Origin of the sequence: Gordonia sputi NBRC 100414, assembly GCF_000248055.1 — a bacterium.
In the GTDB taxonomy this organism is placed as follows: Bacteria; Actinomycetota; Actinomycetes; order Mycobacteriales; family Mycobacteriaceae; genus Gordonia; species Gordonia sputi.
In genome coordinates this window covers 131,552-150,206 of the sequence record NZ_BAFC01000045.1, presented here as the reverse complement: position 1 = coordinate 150,206, position 18,655 = coordinate 131,552, and the positions used below count along the sequence as shown (strand labels likewise).

Here is an 18,655-nt window from a genome sequence, read left to right as displayed (position 1 = left end):
TTCGTGGTCACACCGCTGTCACGCACCACGCAGAACCACCCGAACTTCACCGATCCTGCCAAGATGGCGACATAGCCGCCTACCAGCGCAAATAGCTCTAGTCGTCACTCGCCCGCATCACCCAAACCGTGCGGATTCCGTCTTTTAATCCGCAGGTCGTAGGTTCGAGCCCTACTGGGGGCACTCGTGACGGAGTCCGCACTCGTGCGCGGCGGGTCCGTCGAGCGTTCCGCTGAACGTCGTCACGCGGCGGCCAGCGAGGCGGGTCGGTCGGCGCGGGCCGCGGCCGACTGCTTGAACCGCCAACCGGCGTACAGCACCTCGGTTGTGTAGCCCAGGTCGAGAGGTCCCGGATTCTCGGGGACGACCGCGTCGTCGGCGATCGCCGCAGGCCGCCAACCGGCTGGCGCAAGATCGGCGGCGCCTGCTCGATCAGCTGCCCATCCTCCTGGCGATGAAATGTGAACTGCTGCAACGCATGCGCCGTGATCGAGAACTCGCCGCGATGCAACGCTCGGTGGTGCGACGAACAGAGCAGCACCAGGTTGTCGGGCGTCGTGGCACCACCGCGCGACCAGAAGCGCACGTGATGCGCGTGCAGGTGTCGAGTCCGTCCGCACCCCGGGTAGCGGCATCCGCCATCGCGCGCCAGGATCGCGCGCAGCGTCCGCGTCGAGGGCGTCCGCGTCCGACGCCCCCACGACGTGACGGTCCCCCGATTTCCGTGACGCACCTCGGTCTTCGTGCCGCCACACGACGCTTCCGACTCCTCAGCCGCCGAGAGCGCGGGCCCACCCTCGACGTACGGGTCAGCCCCGCACGTGTCAGCCTCCGACGACTGGCTGTGCACGACCACCTCTGCCCCGGGGGTGAACGTCGGCACGTCGATCGCCGCTTGCATCGTCTCCGCCATCAACACCACGGCGGGTGCGATGTTGGCAGGGGTATGCCGCCACAACCGTTGATCGGCGGGCTCGAGGCCGGCTTCCTCGATCTCAGCCTCCCGGTCAGGCGACTCTGCCGAATCAATCTGCGCGGCAACCAGATCCGCTACCGACGGTCCAGCGTCGTCAGACGACGTGCGTGTTCGCTCGTACTCGGCACGCACCGTCGCCGCAAGAAATGAGGCCCCGTCCAACGCCGACAACCGCATCCGCACCGACAACGTGCCGTCGGAGTTCCATTCCCACGACGCCGTCGATTCAACCTCGCCTTCGGTCGCCTCTCGTTCACGCTGATCGATCGAGCGGATCGCCCTCACGACCCGCTCGAGTTGGGCCGCGTCGGCAGACAACGCGACGCTGAGCAGTTCGTCCTCGCGGTCGGGCGTCACGACTCGCGTGAGCGCACGAACCTTCGAATACGACAGGCGGCCCTCGACGAACGCATCCCGAATCCGGGGCACCCCATCGAGGGTGCGCGCCACCCGCACGTATTGCTGTGCCGTACGCATCGACAACCCGGTCCGCAGCGTCAACCAGTGCGCGCAGGACATGATCCCCTCTCCCGTCCACCCTTTCCTGCGGTCGAACTCAGAGAGCAGCAGCAGAAACCGCCCTGTGAGGCTCGCGATCTGACTGGCGTGGCCCACAAGGCGGTCTGCGATCTGATCCAACTCCAACCCGGACGGGTCGGCGTCGTCGAAAATTTCTGTGCTGCTGCTGGCGTTCACGATGCCCCCTGACAATCGACAACATGTTCGAGTATCAGAGTATCGGTGGGCACCGACAGAAAATCTGGAGTTCGACCGCCAGAACGTTCAGCGGAACGCCGCGGCCAGAACGTTCAGCGGAACGCCGTGATCCCGAGACCACGCGGATGGTGTCGCGACTACTCGTCGACGAGCGTCAGCGTGACGTCGATATTGCCGCGCGTGGCGTTGGAGTACGGGCACACCTGATGGGCCGCAGCGGTGAGTGCCTGCGCGTCGTCTGCGCTCAGCGCCGGCAACGAGATCTCCAAAACGACGGCCAGCTCGAAACCACCGGAGTCGTTGGAGCCCAACGACACTCGGGCGCCAACGGCCGAGTCGCTGACGTCGGCCTTCTCGGCCCGCGCAACGGTGCGCAGCGCACTGTGGAAGCACGCGGCGTAGCCGGCTGCGAAGAGCTGCTCCGGGTTCGTCGCGCCGCCGGGACCTCCCAGCTCCTTGGGGATCGCGAGATCGAGATCAAGTTGTCCGTCGCTCGTCCTGGCGTGGCCGTCCCGGCCTTCGCCGGTCGCAAGCGCCTCGGCTGTGTACAGAGTCTTCATGGTGACATCCCTTCTTTTCAGCGAGCCTGGTTGGCGCGCAACACATCAGATAGTTGGTGCAGTGCCGCACGCAGCTCGACGGCCGCGTCGACGTCGAAGTCGGCATCGGATTCCGCACCGGGTTCCGCAGGATCGTCGACCGAAGAATCGTTCGACGAACCGGTCAACGCGTCGACCAAGGCGGCCATCACGCAGTCAGACTTTTCGCCGAGCGCCGCGCCCGATTCGGTCAGTGACACGATCGTCGACCGCTCGTCGTCGGGAGACCTGCGACGTTCCACGTGTCCCATCGACTCCAAACGACGAACCAGTGGTGACACGGTGCCCGAGTCCAGTTGCAGACGCTCCCCCAGCCGGCCGATCGGGACAGATTCTTCCTCCCACAGCACCAACATCACGAGGTACTGCGGATACGTCAGTCCGAGTTCGCGCAAGCCCGGTCGCTCCGCGGCGATGATCGCGCGCGACGCAGTGTAGAGCGCGAAGCACAGGTGGTCGTCGAGTCGAATCTTTCCCACGTGGAGAACACTAGGCCCGATTTACATTGTGCACAACATAGTTGCTCGCAATGTTTCTGTGGGCGACGTCATATCAGCGCGCACGGGGCGTTCAGCGGAACGCCGTGACTCCGTATCGAGCGCAGACGAATCCCTGGTTGCGCGCGAGGTAGCGCAGTTCGAGGTCGCACCTCGCGGTGAACAGTGGACGCCCGGCGCCGAGTAGCACGGGCGCGATCGACACCACGAGTTCGTCGAGCATTCCCGACGCCCAGAACTGCGCGGCGAGGTCGCCACCGCCGACGATCCAGACGTCACGTCCGGCGGCGGCGGCGACCAGCGCGTCGTGATAATCCGCAGGCGACCCTGACACCACGCGGATGGTGTCGGCGACGGGAGTCAGGTCGCGTGTGCTGAAGACGAACGTCGGGACCTCGTAGGGCCACGGATTGCCCTGTTCCACTTCATGTTCGACGAGCCACTCGTAGGTGGTCGACCCCATCGCCAGAGCTCCGACGCCGCCGATGAACTCCACGTAATTCATCGGACCGTCCTCGTCGATCGGCTGGCTGAGCAACCAATCGAGCGAGTCTGCGGTATCGGCAAGGAAGCCGTCGAGACTCGTGGCCGTGTAGAAGCGGAATCGAGTTGCAGCACTCATCGAGCACCTCCTACCCTGCAGTGTCGCATTCACCGCCGAGTACCGCTTCAATTCTGTTGGCGCACACCTCGGGAAGCAGGCCGTCGAGTCCCATCGACTTGTCGAGGCGTATGAGCGGGAGTCCGAGAAGCAACGCGCTACTGATGAAGTGGGATGTCATGTTCTCAACCCGAGCGCCAACCGCATCCTCGTAGCGGGCTATGGACGACGACACCGCCACCCGATCCCAGGATCACCGAACCACCTCGCGATGCCCCGCGTCGAGGCGTCGTGTCCAGCCGCGGTCGTCGAGGTACTCGAGCAGTGGGATGGCGACGCGGCGCGTGGTGCCCAAAGCCTTTCGGGCCTCGCTCGTCGTGAAGGGCTGATCAAGAGCAGCCAGAACGCGCATCGCCAACGCGGGAGATCGGGGCGAGAGCACAACACCGTCACGCAACCGAAGTAGCCGGCCGAGTCGTTCAGCCGCTGCCAGTTGCTTGGGGCCGAGCCCGAGTGCGGCGAGGTCGTCGGCTTCTGGCGCGGCAAAGGCATCGGCGGCAAGTCGACGCTCGAGTGCAGCGACTGCCTCCTCCGCATCGCCGAGTCCGCGTGCCACACCGGGTTTCGACAGGAACCCGCCCGCATGGTCCAGGCCGGCGTCGGCAACGAGAGGCGCGACAAGCGCTTCGGACGGAAGTCCGACGACGCCCGCTACACTCGCGCGGGGCAACCCCTCGGCGAGCGAATCCCGCTGATAGACAGCATCAACAGCGTCGCGGAGCCGTGCGATCCACTCCGCCCAGGCCTGCTCATCGACCCACCAGGACCCGACCACGCGCACACCCTCGGGCGGGGTTGCCTCGGCTCCGACGACACCGAGCCGTCGCAGATGCTCGACGGCAACGGCACCGCGGCGTTCGACCTCACGTCGCGCATCACCTCGATCACTCATGTCCGACAACACATCTGCTCGACGTGCTGCATCACCACGACGCCGCAGCGGCGGTGGCTCCGCATCCACGACGACGCCCCCACCGATCCGACCGCTGCCCGCGTCGCGGAGCACCAGTCGATCACCGAGGATCAGCGGAACGGCGCGCTCGAATGTGATCCGCGCGTGGTCGGCGTCGAATGGGCGGAGCCGACCACGCAGCGCAGCCGTGCCGACATGAACACTCAGATCGCTTGGTATCGAGTCGAACTCAGGCCCGCTGACACGTCGGATGTCGACACAGTCGGTCAGCCGCCACGCCCCGGGACTCAACAGCAGATCACCCCGGGCGACGTCCGACGCCGACACGTCGCGCAGATTGACCGCCACCCGGCTCACCGGTCCGACGCGTTCGCGCGGCGTGTTCTCACTCTGCACACCACGCACGCTGACCGATCGAATCCCTCTGCCGGTCAACAGGTCCAGCGTGTCTCCACGACCCACCGACCCGGCCGACAGCGTCCCGGTGACCACGGCACCCGCACCTTTGATGGTGAACGCGCGGTCGATCCAGAACCGAACGGGTGCGGTATCCGAGGGAAACGGGTTGCGCTGCACTACCTCTGCGATCGTGTCGCGCAGCTCGTCGATCCCTCGCCCAGTCAACGCCGACGTGATCACGGCCGGTGCGTCGCCGAGACCGGTACCGGACAGCTCGTCGCGCGCCTGCGCCACGACGTCGGCGATCCGCTCGTCGTCGGCGAGATCGGCGCGTGAGATCACCAGCACGCCACGATCGATGCCGAGTGCGGCGATCGCGTCACGATGATCCGACGACTGCCTGCTCCAGCCCTCGTCGGCAGCGACGACGAACGCCACCACGGGTGCGGGACCGATCCCCGCCAACATATTGCCGAGAAACCGCTCGTGGCCCGGAACGTCGACGAATGCGATGTCGGCACCGGATAGTGTTGTCATCCAGGCGAATCCGAGGTCGATCGTCAGTCCTCGACGTCGCTCTTCGGCCCAGCGGTCCGGTTCCATCGTCGTCAGGGCACGCACCAACGCACTCTTCCCGTGATCGACGTGCCCCGCCGTCGCGACGACGTACACCTCAGCCGGTCGCCCCCGACACGCGGACCGCACCGAGTGCACGCGCGAGCGCCTCGGCGAGAATCTCGTCGTCCGTCGCCGGGATACATCGCAGGTCGACGAGACATACGCCGTCGTGCACGCGCGCGAGCACCGCGGGAGTGCCGGTGCGTAACGCCTTGGCCGCCTGTTCCGCCAGTGCAATCGCCCAGCCGGGCAACGGAACTCCGGGCGCCCCTCCCCCGCCGACCCTGCCGTCGTGGGGCACCACGTCCGCACCGACCTCCGCGGCGACGACCTCGGCCCGCCGACGTAACCGCTCGTTGTCGGCGTGCAGGTACTCGGTCACCGGAGGCACAGGTCCGACGAGCGTGGCCTCCATCGCCGCGAGGGCGAGCTTGTCGGCCCGAACAGCCCGCGCGAGTGGATGTTTCGACAGTCGCCCGACAAGATCGGCGTCGCCGAGCAGGATTCCGGCCTGTGGTCCGCCGAGTAGTTTGTCGCCGCTGGCGATCACCAGATCGGCGCCCGCGGCCAGCGCCGACGACGCGTCCGGCTCGTCGGGGAGCGTGGCGTCGGGGACGAGAAGCCCGCTTCCGAGGTCGGCGATCAGCGGAACACCCTGGGCGGCAGTCAGTTCCGCCAGCTCCGCGATGGTCGCCTCCGCGGTGAACCCACTGACCCGATAGTTGCTCGGGTGCACCTTGAGTACACAGCCGACGTCACCCTCGGCGAGTGCCGCAGCGTAGTCGCGCAGGTGGGTGCGGTTGGTGGTCCCGACCTCGCGCAGCCGCGCACCGGTCGACTCGATGAGGTCGGTGAGCCGAAAACCCGCGCCGATCTCGATCATCTCGCCGCGACTGATGACCACCTCGCGACCGGCAGCGAGCGCGGTGGTGGCCAGCACCATCGCGGCAGCACCGTTGTTCACCATCAGGGCATCGCCCGCGGCGGGACAGGCCCGCAGCAACGCCTCGCGGGTCGCGACGCCACGCCGCGAGCGCGTACCCGACTCCAGGTCGAGTTCGACGTCGACGTAGCCACACGCATCGACGACTGCATCGCGCGCGGCCGTCGACAACGGTGCTCGACCGAGGTTGGTGTGCACCACGACTCCGGTCGCATTCAGCACCGACCGTCCGGTGCCGACGCGGCGTCGAGCGAGTGTTTCCCGAATAGCTCCCTGCACGTCGTCGGGATCGACGTCGCCGCGCCTGGCGGCCTCCTGAACATCGCGGACGACGTCGCGGACAGCCAGTTCACCGAGTCGTCGTGCAGCCGTGGCGATCTCGGGATCGGCCAGCAGGTGGTCGGTGCGCGGGATCCGCCGCCGGGGATCGGATCGGGTCACCGCGCCTCCTTCGAGAACAGTCTGTGGCGGAGGCGGACGGGAATCGAACCCGCCAGACCGAGATACTCGACCTCCTCGGTTTTGAAGACCGGGGGGCCCACCAGGAACCCAGACGCCTCCTCGGCGACCATACCTCCTAATTCTCCCGATCCCTCCGATTAGCCTGAGTCACATGAGCACCGTCGAGACGAATCCGGATTCGCAGAGCCCGACGATCAGGTTGACCGGCTACGCCCACGGCGGCGGCTGTGCGTGCAAGATCCCGCCGGGAGAGCTCGAAGCCGCCGTCGCCGGTCTGACCGGCCAGAGCGGCGAGAACATTCTCGTCGGCCTCGACGACGGCGACGACGCCGCTGCCGTGCGCATCCGCGACGACCTCGCCGTCCTCTCCACCGCCGACTTCTTCACACCGGTCGTCGACGACGCCTACGACTGGGGACGCATCGCGGCCGCGAACGCGCTCTCCGACATCTACGCCATGGGTGGGTCGCCCGTCGTCGCGATCAACCTCGTCGGCTGGCCGCGTGATCTGCTGCCGATGGAACTGATGACCGAGGTGCTGCGCGGCGGGCTCGCCGTCGCGGCGCAAGCCGACTGCCCGGTGATCGGCGGCCACAGCATCGACGACCCCGAGCCCAAATACGGCATGGCCGTCACCGGTGTCGCGTCGCCCGACGCACTCATCCGCAACGACGCCGCGACCGTCGGCCTACCGATCACCCTGACCAAACCGATCGGCGTCGGGATGCTCAACAACCGGCACAAGCAGACCGGTGAGGTATTCGACGCCGCGATCGACGTCATGACGACACTCAACCGCGACGCCGCCGACGCCGCGCTCGCTGCCGGTGTCCGAGCGGGCACCGACGTCACCGGATTCGGGCTGCTCGGCCACCTCCACAAACTGACAAGGGCCTCGGGTGTGCGCGCGGTGATCGACGCTTCCGCGGTCCCACTCGTCGACGGCGCCCGCGATGCGCTCGACGACGGGTACGTCTCGGGCGGTACCAGACGCAACCTCGACTGGGTTCGCGAGCACCTCGAGGTCGGGCGCGCTGTCGACGAGAGCGACCTCCTGATGCTCGCCGACGCCCAGACATCCGGCGGGCTGTTGCTGGTCGGCGAAGTGCCCGGATACCCGGTCATCGGCGAAATCGTTGCAGGTGCAGGGATCGACATTCGCTGACATCGATCGCCGATCGCTCTATTGTCGCTACACACACCGAATCCGAGGGGGAGATCAGGTGCAGCGTCGCAGCGCTATCGCGGTCTCTGACTGGCTGCGTGACGCAACGCCACTACAGTGGCGCGTCCCACTCTTCGATCAGCTCGGAAATGCGCCACTCAAGCGGCTCGTCTTGTCGCTGGGTGCGGGGCTGTTGGGATTCGCGGCGGCGGCCGCCGCGGCGTCGTCGAGCTCCGGATTTTCGCCGTACGTCGAGAACATTCTGCTGGTCACAGCGGTCGTTGCCGCGATTCTCGTGCTGCGGTGGTGGCTGCTCCCACTCCCGACAGGAGCCGAAAGTCTTCTGGTGCTGGTGTTCGCCGACGCCGTGATCGCGACCGCCTGCTTCGGGCATCACGATCACATGCTCGGCATCGCAGGCGTCACGCTGTTCGCGATCATGAGCTCGTTTGCGCTGTTCTTCTGCACGCCGAGGGCCCACTTACTGCACGCGATCTTCGCTTCTGCGGCAATCGTGATTCTGGTCACTATTGTGGCGGCGGACGGAGGGCGTCCGATGCTGCTGGTGGCTCTGTCGAAAGGTATCGCCCCCCTTGCCCTGGTGGCAGTGCTCCTGCCCGCCATGCACTACTTCTTCTGGGTCCTCGGCACCAACGCCATGGACGCAGGGACCGACCCGCTGACCCGGCTGGCCAACCGGCGAGGCCTGTCGCGATATGTCGGCGGGCTCAATCACTCGGCCCGCACGCTCTCGGTGATCATCATCGACATCGACGGATTCAAGGCGATCAACGACACCCACGGCCACCAGGTCGGCGACCTCGTGCTCGTGCGCGTAGCCGGGCGGATCATGGAGGCGTGCAACCGGCTGGCAGGCATCCGCAACCTTGTCGCAGCGCGTACCGGCGGCGAGGAGTTCGCCGTGATCCTCGACGACGACCTGCGCACCGCCCGCTCGCTGGCCGAGCGCATTCGCATCGGCGTCGCGGCCGACACCTCGCCGTCGGTGACCGTCAGCGTGGGCATCAGCGTCACCGCACCAGACGTCAAGGCAAACGTCGACCGACATCTCGAAGACGCCGACGTCGCGATGTACCTCGCGAAACGGCAGGGCGGGAATCGGGTGGTGGTGGCTGCATCGAACGACCGCCGTCCACTGGCCCGACACGCCCGACGCGAACGCGACGAGAACGCGATCAGTCCGCAGTCGTGACCGAGTCGTCGGTGACGCCTGCGGCTCGACGAGCGGCGAGGCGTCGCTTCTGCGGTTCGATCGTGTAGCGCGGATCCTTCGCCGACTCGATGCCCGCGTGAAACACGCCGAACCGGGTACATGCCGAGGCCGCGAGCAGCGCCAGACCCGACGCCGCAGACGCGACCCGCGAACGACCACTGACCAGTGCGCCCACTCCCCCGACAACCGCCAGTCGTTCCGCCCAGCGCATCAGCGCACCGGGCTTACCGTGGTGGAGCGGTTCCGCGGCAATCGGATCCATGCGCGCTTCCATGACGCGGGTGGCCGCCACATCGCCCACCACGCCGAGAACGGCCAGCGTCCGTGCCGGGCCCACCTCGTCGAGCGGTGTAATGACCAGCGCCAGTCCGCTCGCCGCGAGACTTGCCGAGCTGACGAAGACGAAGGGCAGGTCGCGGTGCATCGCGTTCCACGTGGGTGTGGCCGTATCGCCCAGCAGCGCCGCGGTGTACACGGCGAGCAGCGGCCCCATCGCGCCGCCGACGAGTCCCATCGGCGCCTCCACGACGTGGAGAACCGAACGCAGCGGGCCGAGCGGAAGTCTTTCCCGGAGAAGCCGATCCACCTCTGCCGCAGCCGCGACTCCGATACCGCCGGAGAAGCCGGACAGTATCCATGACCCGACGCTCATCGGCGACGTCACCTTGAAGGTGCGCAGCATGTTGTAGAACCGATCGGGTCGGCCGAGGTCGGCGATGAGCGCAACCCCACCGAGCCCGGCCGCGGCGAGACCACTGAGACGGGCGTTGCGGCGCAACACTTCTCGCCCTGTCAACTGCGCACCCGCCGCGAGCACTCCCGACCCGCCCGCGACGCCACCGAGGAACAGGTACGCCGCGACCTTGTCGTCCCAGGGCGCAGGCTTGACGACGTTGTGCCCGTAGTAGCCCTCGACGTCGACCTTCTCGAACTCGACGTCGGGCACCATCGACATCTCACGCGCGCCGTCGCCCTGGCCGAACAAGCCTCGTCGACGCCCCTTGCCGCCCTTCCGCTTTCGGCGACCGGGTTCGGGTGGGCGCAGCGAATCGTAGTCGGAGGTCATCGCTTTCTACCGGTCAGGAACGAGACCGCCGCCGCGGCAACCATTCCGAGGGCGGCAGCGCCCGCTCGTCGATACATGGTGGGGAGATCGGCCGTGCACACGCGCGGGTCCGGCGGAAGGCCGTAGACCTCGGGCTCGTCGAGGAGAAGGAACACCGAACCGGTGCCGCCGACTCCGTCGTTGGGGTTCGCCCCGTAGAGCCGGGCCTCGGTCATCCCCTGGGCGTGCAGCTGTTCGACCCGTTCGCGCGCGGTGTCGACCATGTCGTCGTGGTCGCCGAACTTGATCGACGTCGTCGGACAGGTCTTCGCGCACGCGGGTGTCTCGTCGTCGACGAGTCGGTCGTAACAGAGCGTGCACTTCTGTGCCACACCACGTCCGGGCACGGGCGGCTGCTCGCCCTTGCGTTGGCCCTCGCGCGTGGTCGGCTCGACGGTGCCGTCGGACCGACGTTCGACGACGCCGAAAGGGCAACCGGCGACACAGGTTCCGCACCCGTTGCACACGTCGTGCTGCACGACGACCGTCCCGAACTCGGTGCGGAACAACGCGCCGGTCGGGCACACGTCGAGACAGCCCGCGTGCGTGCAGTGCTTGCAGACGTCCGACGACATCAGCCAGCGGAACTCGGGTGTATCGGGCGGGGTGGTGTCGGGCGGGGTCGTGCCCACGGAGTCCATGGCGTCGGGAATTGTCTCACCCCCGGGCATCGTCGGCATCCCCAAACCGACCAGGGCGCGGCCTGATTTGCGTGCCTTGTCGATGCGGTCGCGGTCCTGCTCGATGAACGCGACGTGCCGCCACGTACTCGCACCCAGCGCGACGGTGTTGTCGTACGACATGCCCGTCAGTTCCAGGTCACCGTCGCGCGGGTTCTGGTTCCATTCCTTGCACGCGACCTCGCATGCCTTGCAGCCGATACAGATCGACGTGTCGGTGAAGAAGCCCTTGCGCGGACGCTCGGCGTCGCCCCAGTGCGCGTCGGCACTGGGATCGGTGGGACCGGACAGCTGATGACTCATCTCGCACTCCTCACCATCGGGTGAACCCCTCTCCGTCCGGATCATCGGAATCGATTGGCGGATAGATCTTTTCGTGCTCGGGATCGGTGATGCGCACGTTGTCGGTCTCGGGTGTCACGCCCGCGCGCTGCTGGTAGGAGCGCACCAGGTCGAGGAGCGCCTGACCCTGGGGTCGACGCCCCGCGATCACCTCGCACGACCCGACCTTGGACTCCTGGATCTGGACGTTGGGGTCGAGCGTGACACCGATCAGATCGTTCGCGGCGTCGCCACTGACCACGGCGTCGCTGCCGACGCCCCAGTGATAGGGCAGACCGACCTGATGGACGTCACGTCCGTTGATACGCAACGTCTTCACCCGGTCGGTGACCAAGACGCGCGCCTCGATTGCCGCGCGCGGCGAGATGATCGTCGCCCAGCCCTCGTTGACCAGTCCCCGTTCGGCGGCGAGTGCCGGGGAGACCTCGCAGAACATTTCCGGTTGCAGCTCGGCGAGATACGGCGACCAGCGACTCATCCCGCCCGCGGTGTGGTGCTCGGTGAGGCGATAGGTGGTGAACACATACGGATAGACGTCGACGCCTGCGTCGCCCGCGCTCGGGGCGTCGAGATTGTCGTTGCGCGCGAAGATGATTCGTGCCGGTGCCTGCTGCTGCGGGTACAGCGCGTTGGCGACCGGCGACTCCTGCGGCTCGTAGTGCGCGGGCAGCGGACCGTCGACAAGCCCCTTGGGCGCGAAAAGCCAACCCTTGCCGTCGGATTGCATGATGAACGGGTCGTCGCCCGCGAGTCCCTCGGCTCCTCCGCGATCGGGATCGGGGCGGGCATCGGGCGCCTTGTCGACCGGGAAGTCGGGCACGTCGTCGCCAACCCACTTGCGCGCCTGCGCATCCCACCAGATGTAGCGCTTGCGCTCGCTCCACGGATTGCCCTCGGGATCGGCGGAGGCACGGTTGTAGAGAATTCGACGATCCGCCGGCCACACCCAGCCCCACTCGTGCTGGCTCACCGAGTCGCCGCCGTGTGGAACGCGTCGCGCCGCCATGTTGGTCGCGTGCGCGTAGACGCCGGTGTAGATCCAGCAGCCACCCGCCGTCGAACCATCGGCCTTCATCTGCGTGTAACTGGTGAGGTTCTCGCCCGCGTGATCGCCAGATGTGAAGTAGCCGTTGATCTCCGAGAGCACCGACTCCGGCTCGGGGTTGCCATGCTCGTCGAGCGGGTAGTCCCACGTCATGTCGAGGAGTGGCCGGTCGCGCGGGTCGTCGGAGTCGGCCAGCCGCGTGCGGATGCGTTGTCCGAGTTCGTAGAAGAAGTCGAGTTCGCTCTGCGCCTGTCCCGGCGGCGCGACCGCCTGATGCCGCCACTGCACCATGCGTTGGGTCTGGGTGAACGAGCCTGCCTTCTCGACATGCGTTGCGGCGGGCATGAAGAAGACCTCGGTGCCGATATCCTCTGTGCGCAGCTCACCGGAGGTGATTTCGGGTCCCTCCTTCCACCAGGTCGCCGACTCGATCATGTTGAGGTCGCGCACCACCAGCCACTTGAGATGGCTCATGGCCAGGCGCTGCTGTCTGCCGTTCGCCGATCCGACGGCAGGGTTCTGGCCGAGCACGAAGTAGCCCTCGACCTCGTCGTCGAGCATCGACACGGTGGTCTGGTACGTGCCGGCGGGACCGTTCAACCTGGGCAGATAGTCGTAGCACCAGTCGTTGTCGGCGGTGGCGGTGTCGCCGAACCACGCTTTGAGCAGGCTCACCATGTAGGTGTCGGCGTAGGCCCAATACCCCTTCTGCTGTGGCGATCCGACGCCCGCGAGGTAGTCGTCGAGAGTGTCGTGCTTGCCCACCGACGGCATCGGTAGGTAGCCGGGAAGCAGGTTGAACAGGGTCGGGATGTCGGTGGAACCCTGGATGCTGGCGTGTCCGCGCAGCGCCATGATGCCGCTGCCGGGGCGACCGACGTTGCCGAGCAACAGCTGCAGGATCGCCGCGGTACGGATGAACTGGGCGCCGAGGGTGTGCTGCGTCCAACCGGTCGCGTAGCCGAAACACGTTGTGCGGTCTCGACCGGAGTTGTCGGCGATCGACTCGGCGAGGTAGGTGAACTCGTCGACCGAGATGCCGCACATGTCGCGGACCATCTCCGGCGTGTAGCGGGAGAAGTGGCGTTTGAGGATCTGGAACACCGTGCGCTCGTCGGTCAGCGAGTCGTCGCGGAGCACGTTCGCGTGCTCGAGGGGCGGACCGCCCGAGCCGTGCTGGTCGCCCGCCGCACGCGCCGCCGCGGTCTCGCCGTGCTCGTCGCCCCCGGGCGATTCGATGCCGGACGATTCGGTACCGCCGTCCTCGGCATCGGCGTAGGCCCACGTCGACGGGTCGTACTGTCCGGTCTCGGGGTCGAAACCGGAGAACAGTCCGCCGAGGTCCTCGGTGTCGCGGTACTCGTCGTTCACGATCGTCGCGGCGTTGGTGTACGCGACGACGTACTCACGGAAGTACCGCTCGTGGGTGAGCATGTAGTTGATCAGCCCACCGAGCAGCACGACGTCGGAGCCGACGCGGATCGAGATGTGCTTGTCGGCGTTGGCCGACGTCCTGGTGAACCGCGGGTCGACATGGATGACCCGTGCACCGCGCGAGCGCGCTTCAACCACCCACTGGAAACCGACGGGGTGCGCCTCGGCCATATTGCCGCCGATGAGCACGATGCAGTCGGAGTTCGCCATGTCCTGCAGTGATTGCGTTGCGCCGCCGCGTCCAAATGAAGCTCCCAAACTGGGAACGGTTGCGGAGTGTCATATGCGCGCCTGGTTCTCGATCTGGATCGCGCCCGCCGCGGTGAAGAGCTTCTTGATCAGGTAGTTCTCTTCGTTGTCCAGGGTCGCACCGCCGAGCGAGGCGATGCCCATGGTGCGTCGGAGTACCCGCCCCTGCTCGTCGGTGTCCTGCCAGGTTCGACGACGCGACTCGACGAAGCGGTCGGCGATCATGTCGATCGCGGTGTCCAGGTCGAGATCGGTCCACTCGGTCGCGTACGGCGCGCGGTAGCGAATGGTGCGCTGCCGCATCGGATTGTTGACCAGCTGCTCGCTCGACGCGCCCTTCGGGCAGAGGCGTCCGCGTGAGATCGGCGAGTCGGGGTCGCCCTCGATCTGGATGACGCGCTCGTCTTTGACGTAGACCTTCTGCCCGCAGCCGACAGCGCAGAACGGGCAGACGCTCTGCACCACACGGTCGGCGGTGGCGGTCCTCGGTTCGGTTGCGCGGGTGCGCGCCGACTGCACGGCCGGACCGCGGCCGAACCTGTCGCCGGTGCGCAACTGCCGGAAGACCGGCCACTCCAATGGGCTGAAGGAGGGCACGCCATAGACCCTACGTCAGATTGCGCCCTTGTCGGGATCACCTGCGGGCACCGCGTCGAACGTCTTGATGTCGAGCGGTGCGGCGAGCAGGTCGTTCAGCGCTGCACCGAGTTCGGCGAGGGCTGCTCCCTTGCCGTGCGTGGCCAAGGCGTCGAACGACTCCCACTTCTCGATCATCACCAGATCCGTGCCATCACCGGTGGCCTCGTGCAGCGCGTACAGCTGGCAACCCGGCTCGGTCTGCACCTTGGGGACCGCCGCGATCACGGCCTCGCGGGCCGCGGCCTCCTGTCCGGGCTTGGGCGACAGCGTTGCGACGACGATCACGGGCGACATATGCACTCCTACTTGGGCTTCCGCGCCCAGGTACTTTTCCGGGGCGCGGAAGACAACGCTACGTCGGTGACGCCACACGCGATGGTGTTTTGGCGTCAGTTCCCACTCACGAGAACCGGGGATTCGAGCGCGACGGCGTCGACTGCCGCGACGAAGGGCGGCAGGAAGTTCTCGACGCCGATCACGCAGCACGCGTGGCCGCCGTCGACGTCGAATCGGCGCGCGCCGGGGATGCCGTCGACGAGAAGTTGCTGACGCTCGGGTTCGACGGTGTGGTCCCTGGTCGAGACCACCACGGAGGTGGGCACGTCGATGTCGCGCAGCCACGAGGTGGAGTCGAAGTTACCCAGGCCCTCGCCGAAATCGCCCGCGTGCGAGAGCGGCGTCGAGAGGAACTGCTTGGTGGCCCAGATGCTCGTGTGTTTCGCCGGGCGGTCGAGGCTGTCGTCGGACGGACGGGGAAGCGACTCGTAGATCGGGCGCAGGATTCGTCCGATGCGGGCGTCGCGGCCACGCCTGTTCGGATCGCGTTCGCTGAAGAACGGTCCCGTCGAGCACAGCACGAGCCCTGACACCCTGCCCGGGTGTCGACGCCAGACGAGCTGTGCGATTCCGCCGCCCATCGAGAACCCGGCAGCGGTGAACCGGTCGATACCCAGAACGTCGGCGAGCGCGACGACGTCGTCGGCGCAGTCGCGCAGATCGAAACCCTCGGCCTGGATACCTCGCCCGTGCCATCGCTGGTCGAGTGTGATGACCCGGTACCGACCGTTCAGTTGCGGAATCGACGGGTACCAACAGAGCAGTCCGGTGGTGAGCACCGAGTGCAGCAGGAACACCGCCGGGGCGTCCTTCGGTCCGGAGTCGGTCACGTAAGTCGTTCCACGGCCGGGCAATTCGACATGCCGGCCGGACGGAAGGTCGCGTACCGGATAGGGCGTCGCGACGTGGCGAACGCCGCGCACGATCCGCTGAATCGACGACGGCGTCGAAGCCTCGGTTGTCGGGGAAACGTCTGCACTCACCCGGTCAACGGTACGCGCACACGCTGCGGGTTCGCTGTGTTCGGCGCGTCATCGGATGTTCGTGCTGAACAGGTGCCGTTCGTCGGGTATGCCCGTTGTGGTCATGGCGAGCACGCGGGCGACGTTGTCGTGGTCGTACTCGGTCCAGCGATCGCGATGCTGACGCCGGTATTCCGACCACGACGGCACGACGAACTGCTCGACGTAGCGGCCGTCCCGGTCGGCGCTGCGGTAGAGATGCCAGTTCCGTGCGCCGGTGCGTCGACGTGACCGGCCGACGGCAGGCATGGCGGCGAGGAAGTCGTCGCGGCGATCGGCAGGAACGTCGTAGATGGCACTGACCTCGACGGGCCCGTCGTCGGGTTCGGGCTCGAACACCAGCGTCGGGACGGGCCAGGCCATCGAGAGCTCACGGCTGAGCGTGCCCGTGACCGGCGACGGCGGCAGCAGCCACACACTCGCCGCGGTCAGCAATAGACAGACTCCGGCGATCACCAGCGCCCACTTGGTGCCCAACGCAGACCCGACAGCTCCCCACAGCAGCGCGCCGATGCCCTGGGAACCCATGAAGACCAGCAGATACGCAGCCATCCCGCGTGCACGCACCCATTGCGGGAGCGTCAACTGCGCACCGGCATTGAGCGTAGTCAGCGTCGCGATCCACGCGACTCCCGCGAACAAGAACAACACGAGACACGGCCAGAGAGGCAGAAATGCTGCGGCGATCGTGGCCACCGCGAACACGACTGCCGACGACGCGAGAATCACCGCAGACGACAGGTGCTGGCGCATCCAGGGCATCAGCGCCACCCCGATCAACGCCCCGACGCCGAGCACCCCGAGAACGAGACCGTAACCCGAGGATCCGAGGTGAAACGAATGCGCGACGACCAGCGGCAACAGCGCCCACAACGCCGACGCCGGGATCGCGAACAACGCCGAGCGGAGCAGGATTCGACGCACGATCGGGGCTGCCGCGACGTACCGCAAGCCTGCCCAGAATGAGTCCGAGAGACGCTCGGGCACGACCGTCGAGCTCTGCCCGGACCCCTTCCACGCCAGCAACGCGATCACGACAGCCAGGTACGAGATGGCATTGAGGAGAAAGACGAGGCCTGGCCCGCCGAGCGAGAAGATCACACCGGCCAGTGCCGGTCCGATGGCACGCGCGGCGTTGACCGAGACACTGCCGAGTGACGCGGCGTCGGGTATCTCGTCGCGGGGGACGAGTTCGGGCTGGATGGCCTGGAACGCAGGCGACGAGAGCGCCGCGCCCGCGCCGAGCAGGAAGGTCAGGATCAACAGCGTGGCGGGATTGAGGTGTCCGGTGAACGCCAACACCGCCATCAGCACGCCGATCGCCGTGGAGTAGACCGACATCACCCACGAGCAACCATTTGCGGTCGAGACTGTCGGCGAGCACGCCCGCCAGCAGCGAGAACAGCAGAGTGGGCGCGAGGCTTGCCGTCTGGACCAGTGAGATCACGGCGGGTCCGGCGTGCTGGTCGACCAGAAACCACTGCGCGCCGACCGACTGCATCCACAACCCGACATTCGACACGAGTTGCGCGATGAACAGGTTGCGGAAGACCGAGCTCTTCAGGGGCTGCCAGGCGGAGGCCATGCGTCAACCATGCCCGCATTCCGCGTCGAACGACAGCGTGAGACCCTTGTCACATGATCGACGTCGATCGCCCGAAGATCGAGGGCTCCGTAGCTGTCGGAACACAGGCACACGACAAGAAGAAGCGCCGGATGGGATTCGCCGAGTTCGGTTCGGCGTCCGGACGCCCGATCCTGTGGTTCCACGGCACGCCCGGTGCTCGACGACAGATTCCGCTCGAAGCCCGCGAGTACGCCGCCGCGCGCGGAGTCCGACTCATCGGCATCGACCGGCCCGGCGTCGGATCGTCGACGGCCCACCCCTACGACTCCGTCCGGGACTTCTGCGCCGACCTCACCGACGTCCTCGACGCGCTCGGCATCGACGATTTCGGTGTCATCGGCGTCTCCGGCGGCGGCCCGTACGCGCTGGCCGTCGCGCACGAGTTCGGTCCACGCGTCCACGTCGCCGGAATCGTCGGCGGCGTGGCCCCGACGGTGGGCCCGGAGGCGATCGGCGGTGGCGCAGTTGCGTTGGCACGCCACGCCGCGCCCGTTCTGCCGGTCCTCGGTGCACCCGTCGGCCAGGCGATCAGCACCGCGCTGCGCTTCGTCCGACCGATCGCCGAGCCCGCGATCCTGCTCTACGGCAGGCTCTCCCCCGCCGCCGACCGCGAGTTGCTCAGCCGCCCGGAGTTTCGCGCCATGTTCCTCGACGACCTCCTCAGCGGCGGGTCGCACCGCATGGAGGCACCGTTCAACGACGTACGGGTGTTCTCCCGCGATTGGGGCTTCTCGGTCACCGACATCACCACCCCGGTGCGCTGGTGGCACGGGGACCGCGACCACATCGTCCCCTACGCGCACGGCGAGCACGTGGTCTCGCTGCTGCCCGACGCCAAGCTGTTCAGCCTGCACGGCGAGAGCCATCTGAGCCTGTTCGGGATGTCGACGGACGTGATGGACGAACTCCTCGCCGTCTGGGATCAGGCGATGGTTGCGCCGACGAGTTCCGTGAGCGAGTAGGACCAGAAAAGTTCACCTCATCTGTGTCGA

At 67.1% G+C, this 18,655-nt stretch carries 16 protein-coding genes, 1 tRNA gene and 1 pseudogene; 3 read left to right on the top strand and 15 right to left on the bottom strand.

Going from position 1 to position 18,655, the window contains the following annotated elements:
• Positions 1 to 97: 97 nt before the first annotated feature.
• The 8 genes from GOSPT_RS06560 to GOSPT_RS06525 form a co-directional block, all read right to left on the bottom strand.
• On the bottom strand, positions 98 to 1,672 hold the full coding sequence (locus tag GOSPT_RS06560; RefSeq protein ID WP_005204334.1) for an HNH endonuclease signature motif containing protein: 1,575 nt from the start codon (positions 1,670 to 1,672) through the stop codon (positions 98 to 100).
• A gap of 158 nt (positions 1,673 to 1,830) precedes the next feature.
• On the bottom strand, positions 1,831 to 2,253 hold the full coding sequence (locus GOSPT_RS06555; protein WP_005204332.1) for an organic hydroperoxide resistance protein: 423 nt from the start codon (positions 2,251 to 2,253) through the stop codon (positions 1,831 to 1,833).
• Between the two features lie 17 nt (positions 2,254 to 2,270).
• The gene (locus tag GOSPT_RS06550; RefSeq protein WP_005204330.1) at positions 2,271 to 2,771 is read right to left on the bottom strand and encodes a MarR family winged helix-turn-helix transcriptional regulator; all 501 of its coding nucleotides are present in this window, start codon (positions 2,769 to 2,771) and stop codon (positions 2,271 to 2,273) included.
• Between the two features lie 91 nt (positions 2,772 to 2,862).
• Positions 2,863 to 3,411: a dihydrofolate reductase family protein gene (locus GOSPT_RS06545; RefSeq protein ID WP_005204328.1), complete on the bottom strand. Its 549-nt coding sequence runs from the start codon at positions 3,409 to 3,411 to the stop codon at positions 2,863 to 2,865.
• A gap of 10 nt (positions 3,412 to 3,421) precedes the next feature.
• A complete protein-coding gene (locus GOSPT_RS06540) occupies positions 3,422 to 3,571 on the bottom strand; it encodes a hypothetical protein (protein WP_174273025.1) in 150 nt (49 codons plus the stop codon).
• Positions 3,572 to 3,643: 72 nt separating this feature from the next.
• Positions 3,644 to 5,434: a selenocysteine-specific translation elongation factor gene (selB, locus tag GOSPT_RS06535; RefSeq protein ID WP_039855008.1), complete on the bottom strand. Its 1,791-nt coding sequence runs from the start codon at positions 5,432 to 5,434 to the stop codon at positions 3,644 to 3,646.
• 1 nt (position 5,435) lies between these two features.
• Positions 5,436 to 6,764 carry an L-seryl-tRNA(Sec) selenium transferase gene (gene selA, locus GOSPT_RS06530; RefSeq protein WP_005204323.1) on the bottom strand — a complete coding sequence of 443 codons (1,329 nt, stop codon included), beginning with the start codon at positions 6,762 to 6,764 and terminating at the stop codon, positions 5,436 to 5,438.
• 24 nt (positions 6,765 to 6,788) lie between these two features.
• Positions 6,789 to 6,884, bottom strand: a tRNA-Sec gene (locus tag GOSPT_RS06525).
• Positions 6,885 to 6,936: 52 nt separating this feature from the next.
• On the opposite strand from GOSPT_RS06525, the gene selD reads away from it, so the two are divergent.
• Together selD and GOSPT_RS06515 are read left to right on the top strand one after the other, a co-directional pair.
• Entirely contained in the window at positions 6,937 to 7,950 is a 1,014-nt protein-coding gene (gene selD, locus GOSPT_RS06520; protein WP_005204321.1) for a selenide, water dikinase SelD, read from the top strand.
• 58 nt (positions 7,951 to 8,008) lie between these two features.
• Positions 8,009 to 9,163 (top strand): GGDEF domain-containing protein, encoded by a 1,155-nt coding sequence (locus GOSPT_RS06515; RefSeq protein WP_005204319.1) that lies wholly within the window; start codon positions 8,009 to 8,011, stop codon positions 9,161 to 9,163.
• Here the strand turns inward: GOSPT_RS06515 and nrfD are convergent.
• The 7 genes and pseudogenes from nrfD to GOSPT_RS24600 all read right to left on the bottom strand — a co-directional run.
• A complete protein-coding gene (gene nrfD / locus GOSPT_RS06510) occupies positions 9,147 to 10,250 on the bottom strand; it encodes an NrfD/PsrC family molybdoenzyme membrane anchor subunit (RefSeq protein ID WP_005204318.1) in 1,104 nt (367 codons plus the stop codon). The genes GOSPT_RS06515 and nrfD overlap by 17 nt on opposite strands.
• A complete protein-coding gene (locus GOSPT_RS06505) occupies positions 10,247 to 11,272 on the bottom strand; it encodes a 4Fe-4S dicluster domain-containing protein (protein WP_005204316.1) in 1,026 nt (341 codons plus the stop codon). Before GOSPT_RS06505 ends, nrfD begins: the two co-directional genes overlap by 4 nt.
• A 10-nt stretch (positions 11,273 to 11,282) precedes the next feature.
• Positions 11,283 to 14,636: a formate dehydrogenase gene (gene fdh / locus GOSPT_RS06500; protein WP_197501432.1), complete on the bottom strand. Its 3,354-nt coding sequence runs from the start codon at positions 14,634 to 14,636 to the stop codon at positions 11,283 to 11,285.
• A gap of 15 nt (positions 14,637 to 14,651) precedes the next feature.
• Entirely contained in the window at positions 14,652 to 14,972 is a 321-nt protein-coding gene (locus GOSPT_RS06490) for a putative quinol monooxygenase (RefSeq protein ID WP_005204311.1), read from the bottom strand.
• 95 nt (positions 14,973 to 15,067) lie between these two features.
• On the bottom strand, positions 15,068 to 15,937 hold the full coding sequence (locus tag GOSPT_RS06485) for an alpha/beta fold hydrolase (protein ID WP_005204309.1): 870 nt from the start codon (positions 15,935 to 15,937) through the stop codon (positions 15,068 to 15,070).
• Positions 15,938 to 16,045: 108 nt separating this feature from the next.
• Positions 16,046 to 17,377, bottom strand: coding sequence for an MFS transporter (locus GOSPT_RS06480; protein ID WP_306302056.1), 1,332 nt, complete (start codon positions 17,375 to 17,377; stop codon positions 16,046 to 16,048).
• A 61-nt stretch (positions 17,378 to 17,438) separates the two neighbouring features.
• Positions 17,439 to 17,621 (bottom strand): annotated as a pseudogene (locus GOSPT_RS24600) (MFS transporter); the annotation flags it as partial.
• A 53-nt stretch (positions 17,622 to 17,674) separates the two neighbouring features.
• Here GOSPT_RS24600 and GOSPT_RS06475 point away from each other — a divergent pair.
• On the top strand, positions 17,675 to 18,625 hold the full coding sequence (locus GOSPT_RS06475; protein ID WP_005204305.1) for an alpha/beta fold hydrolase: 951 nt from the start codon (positions 17,675 to 17,677) through the stop codon (positions 18,623 to 18,625).
• Positions 18,626 to 18,655 lie beyond the last annotated feature (30 nt).

What these genes read in the sequence shown, in the direction of transcription:
- GOSPT_RS06480 (WP_306302056.1), bottom strand. Translation starts at nt 17,377, where the DNA reads ATGTCGGTCTACTCCACGGCGATCGGCGTGCTGATGGCGGTGTTGGCG.
- GOSPT_RS06540 (WP_174273025.1), bottom strand. Translation starts at nt 3,571, where the DNA reads ATGACATCCCACTTCATCAGTAGCGCGTTGCTTCTCGGACTCCCGCTC.
- GOSPT_RS06545 (WP_005204328.1), bottom strand. Translation starts at nt 3,411, where the DNA reads ATGAGTGCTGCAACTCGATTCCGCTTCTACACGGCCACGAGTCTCGAC.
- GOSPT_RS06555 (WP_005204332.1), bottom strand. Translation starts at nt 2,253, where the DNA reads ATGAAGACTCTGTACACAGCCGAGGCGCTTGCGACCGGCGAAGGCCGG.
- selD (WP_005204321.1), top strand. Translation starts at nt 6,937, where the DNA reads ATGAGCACCGTCGAGACGAATCCGGATTCGCAGAGCCCGACGATCAGG.
- nrfD (WP_005204318.1), bottom strand. Translation starts at nt 10,250, where the DNA reads ATGACCTCCGACTACGATTCGCTGCGCCCACCCGAACCCGGTCGCCGA.
- GOSPT_RS06490 (WP_005204311.1), bottom strand. Translation starts at nt 14,972, where the DNA reads ATGTCGCCCGTGATCGTCGTCGCAACGCTGTCGCCCAAGCCCGGACAG.
- GOSPT_RS06505 (WP_005204316.1), bottom strand. Translation starts at nt 11,272, where the DNA reads ATGAGTCATCAGCTGTCCGGTCCCACCGATCCCAGTGCCGACGCGCAC.
- GOSPT_RS06475 (WP_005204305.1), top strand. Translation starts at nt 17,675, where the DNA reads ATGATCGACGTCGATCGCCCGAAGATCGAGGGCTCCGTAGCTGTCGGA.